The sequence below is a fragment of the Pseudomonas sp. PS01300 genome (genome assembly GCF_029960155.1).
Taxonomy (GTDB): domain Bacteria; phylum Pseudomonadota; class Gammaproteobacteria; order Pseudomonadales; family Pseudomonadaceae; genus Aquipseudomonas; species Aquipseudomonas palmensis.
Window position 1 is genome coordinate 1 of the sequence record NZ_JASCPN010000094.1, and the last position, 12,202, is coordinate 12,202.

At 69.4% G+C, this 12,202-nt stretch carries 9 protein-coding genes; 6 read left to right on the forward strand and 3 right to left on the reverse strand.

Annotated features, from left to right (window positions below; genetic code table 11):
• The 3 genes from QMX96_RS25400 to lexA form a co-directional block, all read right to left on the reverse strand.
• On the reverse strand, window positions 1–1,226 hold a 1,226-nt coding region (locus QMX96_RS25400; RefSeq protein ID WP_282362655.1), incomplete at its 3' end, for a DNA polymerase Y family protein.
• A 6-nt stretch (window positions 1,227–1,232) separates the two neighbouring features.
• Window positions 1,233–1,850, reverse strand: coding sequence for a translesion DNA synthesis-associated protein ImuA (gene imuA / locus QMX96_RS25405; protein ID WP_043862945.1), 618 nt, complete (start codon window positions 1,848–1,850; stop codon window positions 1,233–1,235).
• Window positions 1,850–2,467: a transcriptional repressor LexA gene (gene lexA / locus QMX96_RS25410; protein WP_196932376.1), complete on the reverse strand. Its 618-nt coding sequence runs from the start codon at window positions 2,465–2,467 to the stop codon at window positions 1,850–1,852. Before lexA ends, imuA begins: the two co-directional genes overlap by 1 nt.
• A 91-nt stretch (window positions 2,468–2,558) precedes the next feature.
• On the opposite strand from lexA, the gene QMX96_RS25415 reads away from it, so the two are divergent.
• From QMX96_RS25415 to QMX96_RS25440, 6 genes are all read left to right on the forward strand, one after another.
• On the forward strand, window positions 2,559–3,215 hold the full coding sequence (locus tag QMX96_RS25415) for an HAD-IA family hydrolase (RefSeq protein ID WP_054915391.1): 657 nt from the start codon (window positions 2,559–2,561) through the stop codon (window positions 3,213–3,215).
• A gap of 428 nt (window positions 3,216–3,643) precedes the next feature.
• Window positions 3,644–5,206: a glycogen synthase GlgA gene (gene glgA, locus QMX96_RS25420; RefSeq protein WP_058541106.1), complete on the forward strand. Its 1,563-nt coding sequence runs from the start codon at window positions 3,644–3,646 to the stop codon at window positions 5,204–5,206.
• 13 nt (window positions 5,207–5,219) lie between these two features.
• Window positions 5,220–6,992 carry a malto-oligosyltrehalose trehalohydrolase gene (gene treZ / locus QMX96_RS25425; RefSeq protein ID WP_043862949.1) on the forward strand — a complete coding sequence of 591 codons (1,773 nt, stop codon included), beginning with the start codon at window positions 5,220–5,222 and terminating at the stop codon, window positions 6,990–6,992.
• Window positions 6,985–9,057 carry a 4-alpha-glucanotransferase gene (gene malQ / locus QMX96_RS25430; protein WP_054915393.1) on the forward strand — a complete coding sequence of 691 codons (2,073 nt, stop codon included), beginning with the start codon at window positions 6,985–6,987 and terminating at the stop codon, window positions 9,055–9,057. The genes treZ and malQ overlap by 8 nt, the downstream gene beginning before the upstream one ends.
• Window positions 9,054–11,858 (forward strand): malto-oligosyltrehalose synthase, encoded by a 2,805-nt coding sequence (locus QMX96_RS25435; protein ID WP_282362656.1) that lies wholly within the window; start codon window positions 9,054–9,056, stop codon window positions 11,856–11,858. Before malQ ends, QMX96_RS25435 begins: the two co-directional genes overlap by 4 nt.
• Window positions 11,855–12,157: a DUF2934 domain-containing protein gene (locus QMX96_RS25440; protein WP_043862952.1), complete on the forward strand. Its 303-nt coding sequence runs from the start codon at window positions 11,855–11,857 to the stop codon at window positions 12,155–12,157. Before QMX96_RS25435 ends, QMX96_RS25440 begins: the two co-directional genes overlap by 4 nt.
• Window positions 12,158–12,202: the final 45 nt, after the last annotated feature.

Here is a 12,202-nt window from a genome sequence, read left to right on the forward strand (position 1 = left end):
GCCAGCAGCCAGCCCGGGCGCGGCGGCCCGCCCGGCGCACGGGCCAGCGGCGGGGCGCCGCCTGCCGCCTGCCAGGCGCACTCGGGGCGGTGGTCGGCAAAAGCCTGCACAGCCCGCACGCTCTCATCGCCCAGGCGTGCACGCAAACGCTCGCGCAGTTGCTCCCAGCCCTGTTGCTGCTGGGGCCGCGCATTGAACAGCTCGCCCGGTTGCGGCACGAACGCCGGCAGGTCGTCGGCCACCAGGCGCACGCTGCGCACCGGTGCGGGCAGGCTCAACTGCTCCAGGCGCCCGCGTGCCAGCTCGAACAGCATGCCCGCCTCGCGTTCGGCGGCCAGCAGGCCGACCACCACCGGCGTGGCGACGCCCCGGGCATGTTCCAGGTGCAGGGTAAAACGCTGCACGCCGCCGTCACGGCTGGCCAGGAACGCCGCCAGGTCGGCAATCAGCCGGCGCAACGGAAACAACAGCGCCTGGTGCGACTCCACATCGAAGTTGAGTTCCAGGCGCGCCTCGAACCGGTCCGGCGGCCGGTAGCACGCCAGCGCCATGGGGCGCAGGCCCAGCAGGCGATCCAGGTGCACCTGCACGCTGGCGGCAAAACGCCTGGCCAGGGTATCGCGCGGCAACCCCAGCACCTGCCCAAGGTCGCGCAGGCCCATGCGCGACAAGGCCGTGGCGGCCTCCACCGGCAGGCCGATGCGGTCCACGGGCATCTGCGCAAGGGCGGCGCGGGTGGCCTGGGGGTCGTTCAGCGCCAGCCCGTCATGGGCGTTGGCCAGCATGCGCGCCGCCACCGGGTTGCTGGCCAGCACGATGCGATGACGCAGCCCCAGCTCGCCCAGCTCCTTGCGCAGGCGAGCCTCGAACAGCGGCCAGGGCCCGAACAGGCCCAGGCTGGATTCGACTTCGAGCAACACGGTGCGTGGGTAATGCAGGCTGACCTGCGAACTGAACTGGTAGGCCCAGGCGGCCAGCAATTGCTGCAACTGCTCGACCGCCGCCGGGTCATGCTCGACGCAGGTAAAACTGCTGGCCAGCGCCTGCGCGGTGCTCAGGCTCTGCCCGGCGCGCAGCCCCAGGGCCCGGGCCGCCGGGTTGACCGCCTGCAACACGCGCCGCTGCGCCGGGCCGCTGAGCAGCACCAGCGGTGCCTGGGGGTCGTCGCGACCGCGCAGCACGCTGTCGAGTGCCAGTTGCGGCAGCAGGATGCAGGCCCACAGCATCGCCCATCACCCTCGCCCGGCCATGGCGATCGGGGTGGCCGGGGCCAGCCCGCCACGGCACTTGAGCACCCGCCACTGCGCCGGGTGCAGGTCGACGGCAATGCGCAGCGCAGCCGGCGACGGGTTGAGTGCCGCCTGCTGCGGGCGGCAGGCAAAGGCCAGGGTCTGGCCGGTTTCGGCAGCCACCTGCAGGCGGCGCAGGGCGCGGTCGTCGACCTGCTGCGGCCAGCACAGCACCGCGCCGCAACTGCCCGAGCGCAGGCACTGCTCGGCGGCCCACAGGGCCTCGACGCGGGAGGCCTGGATCAGCGACAGCCAGCGCAGGTCGACACCGGCTGCCAGCCAGGCGGGCGGGTACGGAATGAACGGCGGCGCCACCAGCACCACCCGTTCGCCGCTGGCAGTCAGGCGCGCCAGGCTCGGCCAGAGCAGGTGCAGCTCGCCGGCGCCCTCGGCAGCCAGCAGCAGTTCGCTGAGCGCACCCGGTGGCCAGCCGCCGCCGGGCAGCACCGCGTCCAGCGCGGCATGCCCGGTGGGTTGCAGGCCCCGGGGCTGGGCCAGCGGGCGCCCCTTCCAGACCCGACGCTCGTCGAGCAGCCCGTCGAGGCTGACCACCGCGCCCATCAGTCGCGCCTCAACAGGCCGCAGAACACCCCTTCGATCACGAAGTCGCGTTCGGGCCCCACGTCTATCGGTGCATAGGCCGGGTTGCGCGGCAGCAGGCGGTAGTGCGCGCCTGCGCGCTGGAAGCGCTTGATGGTGACCTCCCCATCGAGCCGGGCCACCACGATCTGCCCGTCGCGGGCATCGGGCTGCTGGTGAATGCCCACCAGGTCGCCGTCGAAGATACCGTCGTCGATCATCGAGTCGCCGCGCACCTTCAGCAGGTAGGTGGGGGTACGGCTGAACAGGTGCGCATCGAGCATCAGCTGTTCGTGGATGTCCACGTCGGGCCCGATCGGGCGGCCGGCGGCCACCTGGCCCAGTACCGGGATCTCCAGCACCTCGGGGCGGCGCAGCGCACCGGCCAGGCGGATGCTGCGCGCCTGGTTGGGGGTGACCTCGATGAAGCCGGCCTCGCACAGCGCCTGGATGTGCTTGCGCGCCACGCTGCGCGAGGCAAAACCGAAGGCCTGGGCGATGTCGGCCAGGCTCGGGGGCTGCCCTTGCTGCGCGATGCGGTCGCGGATGAAGGTCAGGATGGCGGCACGTTTGGGCGATAGTCTGTTCATGGAGCACATTTGTACTCTTTTCGGGTTTATCTGACCAGCCCCGCTGATCGCCACGGCAAAATGGTTATGATGGCCCGCCGTGCAATGGAAACCGCGCCCCATGCTTGAAGCCCTGCTGTTCGACCTCGATGGCACCCTGACCGACACCGATACCCTGCATTTGCAGGCACTGCAGCAGTTGCTGCGTGAGCAGGGCCGCGAACTGAGCGAGGCCGAGTTCGACGCCCACGTCAGTGGCCGGGCCAACGCCGACATGTGCCGCTACCTGTTCCCCGGGCGCCCGGTGGCCGAGCATGAGGCATTCGCCGACCGCAAGGAGGCGCGCTTTCGTGCGCTGTCGCCGACCTTGCAGCCCACTGCCGGCCTCGAACGCCTGCTGGCGCATGCCGAGCGCCGCGGCATCGGCATGGCCGTGGTCACCAATGCGCCACGGGCCAATGCGCAGCACATGCTGGCAGCCATGGGCCTGGCCGAGCGCTTCGAGCATGTGCTGGTGGCCGAGGAACTGGCACGGGCCAAGCCCGATCCCCTGCCCTACCTCACCGGCCTGGAGCGCCTGGGGGCCAGGGCAGACCATGCGCTGGCGTTCGAGGATTCGGTGCCGGGCGTGACGGCAGCGAGCCGCGCGGGGATCCTTACCGTGGGCCTGTCGACCAGCCAGGCGCCGCAGGTACTGCTGGAGGCCGGTGCGCAGCTGGTGGTGAAGAATTTCGACGATGAGCGCCTGTGGCAACTGATTGCGCAGATGAGCGGCTGAAGACCCACCGCGCCGGTTTCGCCAGCCGGGCTGGCACGTGCACCATCGGGGGTCACCTTCGAGCGGTGCACGCTCGCTGTCGGTGCACCCCTGTGCCGGCCAATTCACAAAACATGACCAACGGGTCACATTTATCCCGCCCCTCTCCTACACTGTTCAATCGACCTGATACCGTCCGGAAAACTCGATCGAAAATAGTCGAAACTTCTGCAAACCCGGTAGGTCAGCAACTAAGTAGGCCAACGACTCTGGTTACCCAGGCGCAGCCCACCCCCCACTCGTCAGCACGCCATCGGCAGGAGCGCCGGCTGGCGTAGCGCTTGCACGTGTGTCCGGGGCGTTTCACCGCATCACATGACATAGCGAGAACAACAGTACAGACATGCAGCGGGTGGGATACGCCCGCAGAACAAGGGACGGAGACAAGTATGATCAGCGCCGCTGTCGAACCTCATGCAGAACATTTCAACCCGGATACCAGCGCGCAGGTGCGTGCTGCCCAGATCGTCACGACAGCCAAGGCCCCTGCCCTCGATACCCGGCGCAACCCGAACAAGCGCAAGGTGCTGTTCGTGACCTCGGAAATCGCCGACCTGGTCAAGACCGGCGGCCTGGGCGACGTCTCCGCCGCCCTGCCCCGCGCCATGCGCCACCTGCACGATGTACGCGTGCTGATCCCCGGCTACCCGCAGGTACTCGAAAGCGACAACCCGATCCACCTGGTGGGCGAGCTGGGCGGCCATGCCGCACTGCCCCCGTGCAAGATCGGGCGCATGGACCTGGCCGACGGCCTGGTCATCTATGTACTGATCTGCCCCGAGCTGTACCAGCGCGAAGGCACCCCCTACGGCGCCAACAATGGCCGTGACTGGCCCGACAACCATATCCGCTTCGCCCGCCTGGGCCTGGCCGCCGCCGAAATCGCCGCGGGCGAGGGCATGGTGCACTGGAAGCCCGATCTGGTGCACGCCCACGACTGGCCTGCCGGCCTGGCCCCGGCCTACATGCACTGGCGCGGCCTGAACACCCCCACCCTGTTCACCATCCACAACCTGGCCTACCAGGGTGTGGTCAGCCGCGGCTGCTGCCCGGAACTGGCGATTCCCGAACACGCCCTGCAACAGGAAGGCATGGAGTTCTACGGCAAGCTATCGTTTCTCAAGGCCGGCCTGGCCTACTCCAGCCACATCACCACGGTCAGCGCCACCTATGCCCGGGAAATCACCACCCCGGCCTTCGGCTGCGGGCTCGACGGTTTTCTTGGCAGCAAGGCGCAGCAGGGCCTGCTCAGCGGCATCCCCAACGGCATCGACGAAAGCTGGGATTCGGCCACCGACACCCACCTGACCCACCGCTTCAGCATCAACGACTGGGAAGGCAAGGCGGCCAACAGCAGCCAGGTGCGCGAGCTGTTCGAGCTGGAGCCCTCCACCGGCCCGCTGTTCGCCGTGGTCTCGCGCCTGGTGTACCAGAAGGGCCTGGACCTGACCCTGGGGGTGGCCGAGTACATCGTCGAACAGGGCGGCCAGATCGCCATCATCGGCCGCGGCGAACCGGAGGAAGAACAAGCCATGCGCGAGCTGGCCAGCCGCTTCCCGGGCCGCGTGGGGGTGCGCATCGGCTTCAACGAGACCGACGCACGGCGCATGTTCGCCGGCAGCGACTTTCTGCTGATGCCCTCGCGCTACGAGCCCTGCGGCCTGAGCCAGATGTACGCGCAGCGCTTCGGATCGCTGCCGGTGGCGCGCAACACCGGCGGCCTGGCCGACACCATCGAGAATGGCGTCACCGGCTTTCTGTTCGACGAATCGAGCGTGGAGAGCTACCGCGAAGCACTCTCGCGGGCCTTCTACGTATACGGCAAGAAACACCTGCTCAATGCCATGCGCTGCCTGGCCATGACCCAGCCATTCAACTGGTGTCAGGCCGTGGAACCCTATGCCCACCTGTACGAGGAACTGGTGACGCGCGCCACGCTCAACGCAGGCTGAGGAGAACTGCCGTATGCCCTTCAGGTCACAGGAACACGCGACCCACGGGGCCGTGATGCTGGACAGCCACACCACCCGCTTCGCCCTCTGGGCGCCCGATGCCCGGCAGGTGGAGGTGGAATGTGAAAACGCCGCCCCGCAACCCATGCAGCGTAGTGACGACGGCTGGTTCGTGCTGCGCCTGCCCTGCCCGGCCGGTACGCGCTATCGCTACCGTATCGACGGCGACCTGTCGGTCGCCGACCCGGCCAGCCGTGCCCAGCCCGACGGCGTGCACGGCCCCAGCCAGGTGCTGGGCACCGAATATGCCTGGCAACACCCCGACTGGCAGGGCCGCCCGTGGCACGAGGCAGTCATCTATGAAGTGCACGTGGGCCTGCTGGGCGGTTACGCCGGCGTGGCCAGGCACCTGCCGCGCCTGGCCGCACTGGGCGTGACCGCCATCGAGCTGATGCCCATCGGGCAGTTTCCCGGCCAGCGCAACTGGGGCTATGACGGCGTGCTGCCGTTCGCCCCGCAAGCGAGCTATGGCACCGCGCAGCAACTCAAGGCGCTGATCGACCAGGCCCACGCGCTGGGGCTGATGGTGCTGCTGGATGTGGTGTACAACCACTTCGGCCCCGACGGCAATTACCTGCACCGTTATGCCCAGGGCTTCTTTCGCGAAGACCGGCATACGCCCTGGGGCGCGGCCATCGATTTTCGCCGCCGCCAGGTGCGCGACTTCTTCATCGAGAACGCCCTGATGTGGCTGCACGACTACCGCTTCGACGGCCTGCGCCTGGATGCGGTGCACGCCATCGACGACCCTGATTTTCTGCATGAGCTGGCCCGCCGCGTGCGCGCCAGCACCGCACCGGGCCGGCAGGTGTGGCTCACCCTCGAGAACGAGCGCAACCAGGCGCACCTGCTCCAGGAGGGCTACGACGCCCAGTGGAACGACGATGGCCACAACGCCCTGCACGTGCTGCTGACCGGCGAGCAGGAAGGCTACTACGTCGATTACCGCGAGGCGCCGCTGAACAAGCTGGCGCGTTGCCTGAGCCAGGGGTTCGTGTTCCAGGGCCAGCCGGACCGCAACGGCGAACCGCGTGGCGAAGCCAGCGGCCACCTGCCGCCCAGTGCCTTCGTGCTGTTTCTGCAGAACCATGACCAGATCGGCAACCGCGCGCTGGGCGAGCGGCTCGAGCGCCTGTGCCCGCCCCAGGCCCTGCGCGCCGCCACCGGGCTGCTGTTGCTGGCACCGATGATCCCGCTGCTGTTCATGGGCGATGACTGGGGGTGCCGCCAGCCCTTCCTGTTCTTCACCGATCACCACGACGACCTTGCCACCGCCGTGCGCGAAGGCCGACGCGCCGAGTTCAAGGGGTTCAAGGCCTTCGCCGACCCCGAGCAACGGGCGCGCATCCCCGACCCGAACGCCGCCCAGACCTTCCTCGACTCGCAACCGCAATGGGGCGAGGACAGCGAGCAGTGGGTGGCGCTGTACCGTCGCCTGCTGTACCTGCGCCACCAGCACATCATCCCGCGCCTGCCGGGCACCCGCGCCCTGGGCGCCCAGGTGGTCGACGGCCAGGGCGTGAGCGCCCGCTGGCAACTGGGCGATGGCAGCGAGCTGCGCATCGACCTCAACCTCGGCCAGCAGCCACTGGCCCTGGACCTGCCGGCCCGCGAGCGGCACCTGTTCGAAAGTTGCGAACTGCCCCCGGGCCCACCCTGCCTGCCGCCGTTGAGCTGCGTGGTGAGCCTGACCCCTTCCTGCCCCACGGAGCCTGTGCATGCCTGACCTACCCTTGCTGCAACTGGCCGAACGCGCTGGCCTGGCGGTGGACTGGATCGACGCCAACGGGCGCGCCCAGCGTGTCAGCGAACCGGTCCTGCGGCGCATCCTGGCCGCCCTTGGCCACCCGGCCGCCGACGACATCGCCATCGCCAACAGCCTCAAGGCCCTGGAAAAAGCCCACGATTCCCGTCACCTGCCGCCACTGCTGACGGTCGACCAGCACCAGCCGCTGGACCTGTCGCGCTACTTCGCGGCCAACAGCCGCTGCGAGGTGCAGCACGAGGACGGCACCCGCCAGCAGCTGCAGCTGGATGCCCAGGCCCTGCTGCCGCCAGGGCTGCCACTGGGGTATCACCAGCTGCATATCGACGCCACCACCTTCACCCTGGCCGTGGCCCCGGCGCAGTGCTACAGCCTGGCCGATGCGCTGGGCACCCCGCACCCACGGTGCTGGGGCCTGAGTGCCCAGCTGTACAGCCTGCGCCGCCCGGGCGACGGCGGGCTGGGCGACTGCCTGGCACTGGAGGGCCTGGCACGCAGCGCCGCCGAGCGTGGCGCCACGGCCCTGGCCATCAGCCCGGTGCACGCCATGTTCACCCGCAACCACCCCAGCTACAGCCCCTATTCGCCGTCCAGCCGGCTGTTTCTGAACAGCCTGTATGCCAGCCCCCAGGCGGTGATCGACGAGCGCACGGTGCGCATCACGGTCCAGGCCCTGGGCCTTGAGGCCCAGCTCGAACAGCTCGAAGGCCTGCCGTTGATCGACTGGCCACGGGCGGCCGGGGCACGCCAGCAGATATTGCAGGCGCTGTACCAGGGCTTTATCAAGGGCGAGCAACCGCAGCGCGCCGACTTCGACAGCTTTCGCCACGCCGGCGGCCAGGCGCTGGAAGACCACTGCCGCTTCGAAGCGCTGCTCGATGCCGCCGCCGAACGCGGCGAAAGCCAGGACTGGCGCCAGTGGCCGGCCGCCTGGCTCGACCCGCGCAGCGCCGAGATTGCCGCGTTTGCCGCCGACCACGTCGAGCAGATCGGCTTCTATGCCTTCTGCCAGTGGCTGATCGCGCGCAGCCTGGAGCGTGCCCAGGAAGCGGCGCGCGGCAGCGGCATGGCGGTGGGCCTGATCGCCGACCTGGCGGTGGGGGCCGACGGTACCGGCAGCCAGGCCTGGAGCCGCCAGGACGAGCTGCTGGCCGAGCTGCACGTCGGCGCCCCGCCCGACATCCTCAACCGATCAGGGCAAAGCTGGGGCATCTGCGCATTCTCCCCCGAGGGCCTGCGCCGCAACGGCTACCGCGCCTTCATCGAGATGCTGCGGGCCAACTTCGCCCACGCCGGGGGCCTGCGCATCGACCATGTGATGGGCCTGCAGCGCCTGTGGCTGATCCCCCAGGGCGCCGCCCCCAGCGAAGGCGCCTACCTGCACTACCCACTGGACGACCTGCTGCGCCTGCTGGCCCTGGAGTCGGTGCGCCACAAGGCCATCGTGCTCGGCGAAGACCTGGGCACGGTGCCCGAAGGCCTGCGCGAAAAGCTCGCGGCCCGCGCGATCCTGGGCATGCGTGTGCTGCTGTTCGAGCAGGACCCGCCCGGGCAGTTCACCCCCATCCTCGACTGGCCCGACAACGCCCTGGCCACCACCAGCACCCACGACCTGCCCCCGCTGGCAGGCTGGCTGCAGGCTCGCGACATCGACTGGGGCCAGCGCCTGGGGGCGATCGACGCGATCACCGAGCGCGACTGGCGCGACAGCCGCCAGCATGAAATCCAGGGCCTGCGTCGCCTGCTGCACAGCAGCTACGGCGACACCAGCAGCGAAGCCGACACCCTGATCGACGCCAGCCTGCGCCTGCTCGGGCATACCCGCGCGCCGCTGGTGCTGGTACCGCTGGAAGACCTGCTGGGCGTGGACGAACAACCCAACCTGCCCGGCACCGTCGACACCCACCCCAACTGGCGCCGCCGCTTCGCGTTGCCCGCCGCACAGCTGCTGGACGACAGCGATGCGGCGCGACGCCTCGAGCTGCTGGCCCAGGCCCGTGAACAAGCCTTCGAGCGTGACCGATGAACAGCCTCACCGCCACACTGCGCCTGCAATTTCATGCCGACTTCAGCCTCGACGATGCGGTGCCGCTGGTGCCCTACTTCGCCCGGCTGGGCATCAGCCACCTGTACGCCTCGCCCCTGTTGCAGGCGCGGCCCGGTTCGCGCCACGGCTACGACGTGGTCGACCCGACCCGGGTGAGCCCCGAACTGGGTGGCGAGGCGGCGCTGGAACGCCTGGTGGCCGCGCTGCGCCAGCACGGCATGGGCCTGATCCTGGACATCGTGTCCAACCACATGGCCGTGGGCGGCGCACACAACCCCTGGTGGCAGGACCTGCTGGCCTGGGGCCGGCGCAGCCCCTACGCCGAGTTCTTCGACATCCAGTGGCATTCGCCGGACCCGTTGCTCAAAGGCCAGTTGCTGTTGCCGTTCCTGGCCAGCGACTATGGCGCGGTGTTGCAGGCCGGGGAAATCCCGCTGCGTTTCGACGCCCGCCACGGGCGCTTTCACATCGAGCACCACGAGCACCGCTTCCCGATCAGCCCGCCGGACTATGCGCGCATCCTGTGCGTCAGCGGCCACCCCGAGCTGAGCGAGCTGGGGGCACGCTTTGCCGCCTTCGAGGGCCAGCGCCACGCCCCGGCCAACGTCGAGGCGGTGCACCAGGCCCTGGCCGAACTGGCCCGCGAGTCGCGCATCGGCCAGGCCATCGAACAGGTGCTGGCCGCCTTCGACGGGCGCACCCCCAGCGGTTTCGAGCACCTGCATCAACTGCTCGAACAGCAGCACTACCGCCTGGCCAGCTGGCGCACCGCCGGTGACGACATCAACTGGCGGCGCTTTTTCGACGTCAACGAGCTGGGCGGCCTGCGCGTGGAGCGCCCGGCGGTGTTCGAGGCCACCCATGCCAAGGTGTTCGAGCTGATCGAGCGCGGCCTGGTCGACGGCCTGCGCATCGACCACATCGACGGCCTGGCCGACCCACGCGGTTACTGCCGCAAGCTGCGCCGACGCGTCGACGGCCTGCTCCCACGCCGGCCGCTGAGCGCTGCGCTCGAGCACTTTCCGATCTACGTGGAGAAGATCCTCGGCCCCGGCGAGCGCCTGCACGACGACTGGCGGGTGGACGGCAGCACCGGCTACGAATTCATGAACCAGGTCTCGCTGCTGCAGCATGACCCGCAGGGCGAAGCCGAACTGACCGCGCTGTGGCACGACCTGAGCGAGCGCCCGGCGTTCGTCGAGGAACTGCGCCTGGCCCGCCAGCTGGTGCTCAATGCCAGCCTGGCCGGCGACTTCGAATCGGTGGCCCAGGCCCTGCTGCAGGTGGCGCGCAACGACATCATGAGCCGCGACCTGACCCTGGGCGCCATCCGCCGAGCGTTGCAGGCGCTGGTGGAGCACTACCCGGTGTACCGCACCTACATCAATGCCTGCGGGCGCCCGGCGATGGACGAGGGGTTCTTCCAGCAGGCCCTGGCCGATGCGCGTTCGAGCCTGGGCGAAGCCGACTGGCCGCTGCTGGACTACCTGCAGCGCTGGCTGGGCGGCCAGCCCTGGCGCGAGCTGGGCCCGGGGCGGGCGCGCAAGCAGTTGCGCCACGCCTGCGTGCGCTTCCAGCAGCTGACCTCGCCCACCGCCGCCAAGGCCGTCGAAGACACCGCCTTCTATCGCTCGGCGGTGCTGTTGTCGCGCAACGACGTGGGCTTCGACGCCGAGCGCTTCAGCGCGCCGGCCGAGGCCTTCCATGCCAGTTGCCAGCAACGCCTGGCGCACTTCCCCGACAACCTGCTGGCCACCGCCACCCATGACCACAAGCGTGGCGAAGACTGCCGCGCACGCCTGGCGGTGATCAGCGAACGCAGCCACTGGTTCTGCCAGCGCGTGGAGCTGTGGCGTGAACTGGCCTGGCCCCTGCGCACACAACTGGCCGATGGCGTGGCACCGAGTGCCGGTGATGAACTGCTGCTGTACCAGACCCTGCTCGGCAGTTGGCCGATGACGCTGCGCTGCGATGACACCCACGCCTTGCGCGGCTACGCCGAACGCCTGCGCCAATGGCAGCGCAAAGCCCTGCGCGAGGCCAAGCTGCGCAGCAGCTGGAGCGCCCCCAACGAGGTCTACGAGCAGGCCTGCGCACGCTTCATCGACGCCCTGCTGCTGGAGCCGCAATGCCAGCAGCTGCGCCAGTCGGTGGCCGAGGCGGCGCAGGCCCTGGCCTGCCCGGGCGCGCTCAACAGCCTGGTGCAGAGCCTGCTGCGCATGACCGTGCCGGGGGTGCCCGACCTGTACCAGGGCAACGAATGCTGGGACCTGAGCCTGGTCGACCCGGACAACCGCCGCGCGGTGGACTACGCCGCGCGCCGCCAGGCCCTGGACGACAGCCTGCCCCCCGCCGAACTGCTCGGGCACTGGCAGGACGGGCGGGTCAAGCAGGCCCTGATCGCCCAGGTGCTGGAGCAGCGCCGGGCCTACCCCGAGCTGTTTCGCCACGGCCGCTACCAACCTCTGGAGGTACGCGGCAAACACGCCGAGCGGGTGCTCGCCTTTGCCCGTATCGGCGAGGCGCAACGTGCGGTGGTGGTGGTGCCGCGGCTGGCCTCGGGCCTGCTGGGCAACGCCACGCAACCCTTGATCCCGGCACAGAACTGGGACGATACCCGTGTGCTTTTACCGTTCGCCTTGTGCGCTGCCAATTGCACGGGACTTTTCGCCCAGGGCGCAGTCACACCCTCTAACGAGCTGTGGCTGAGCACTGCGCTCAAAGCCTTCCCCGTCAATCTCTTCATAGAACAGACTGAGTCATCAGGAGCGTCGAGATGAGTGCTGAGGAAAAACGTATCCGCGAATTCGCCTACCAGATCTGGGAGTCGGAAGGTAAACCCGAAGGCCAGGAGGAGCGTCACTGGGAGATGGCACGCAAGTTGGCCGAAGCCGAGGCCATTGCGCCCAAGGCCGCCCCGCGCAAGCCCCGTACCACCCCGCCAGGCGCACCGCCGGTAGCCCCTGGCGCCAAGCCAAAGCCCGGCGCCGCCGCGTCCAAGGCCAAGCCGCCGGCCCCTGCGGCCAAGCCCGACCCGGCAAAGAAGCCGCGTACCGCGAAGAAGCCCGCCACGCCCTGACGCCGCCGTACCTTGCGTCACTACCGCCCCGGGGCAGCGCAACGC

What these genes read in the sequence shown, in the direction of transcription:
- imuA (WP_043862945.1), bottom strand. Translation starts at nt 1,850, where the DNA reads ATGGGCGCGGTGGTCAGCCTCGACGGGCTGCTCGACGAGCGTCGGGTC.
- treZ (WP_043862949.1), top strand. Translation starts at nt 5,220, where the DNA reads ATGCCCTTCAGGTCACAGGAACACGCGACCCACGGGGCCGTGATGCTG.
- lexA (WP_196932376.1), bottom strand. Translation starts at nt 2,467, where the DNA reads ATGTGCTCCATGAACAGACTATCGCCCAAACGTGCCGCCATCCTGACC.
- glgA (WP_058541106.1), top strand. Translation starts at nt 3,644, where the DNA reads ATGATCAGCGCCGCTGTCGAACCTCATGCAGAACATTTCAACCCGGAT.
- malQ (WP_054915393.1), top strand. Translation starts at nt 6,985, where the DNA reads ATGCCTGACCTACCCTTGCTGCAACTGGCCGAACGCGCTGGCCTGGCG.
- QMX96_RS25440 (WP_043862952.1), top strand. Translation starts at nt 11,855, where the DNA reads ATGAGTGCTGAGGAAAAACGTATCCGCGAATTCGCCTACCAGATCTGG.
- QMX96_RS25435 (WP_282362656.1), top strand. Translation starts at nt 9,054, where the DNA reads ATGAACAGCCTCACCGCCACACTGCGCCTGCAATTTCATGCCGACTTC.
- QMX96_RS25415 (WP_054915391.1), top strand. Translation starts at nt 2,559, where the DNA reads ATGCTTGAAGCCCTGCTGTTCGACCTCGATGGCACCCTGACCGACACC.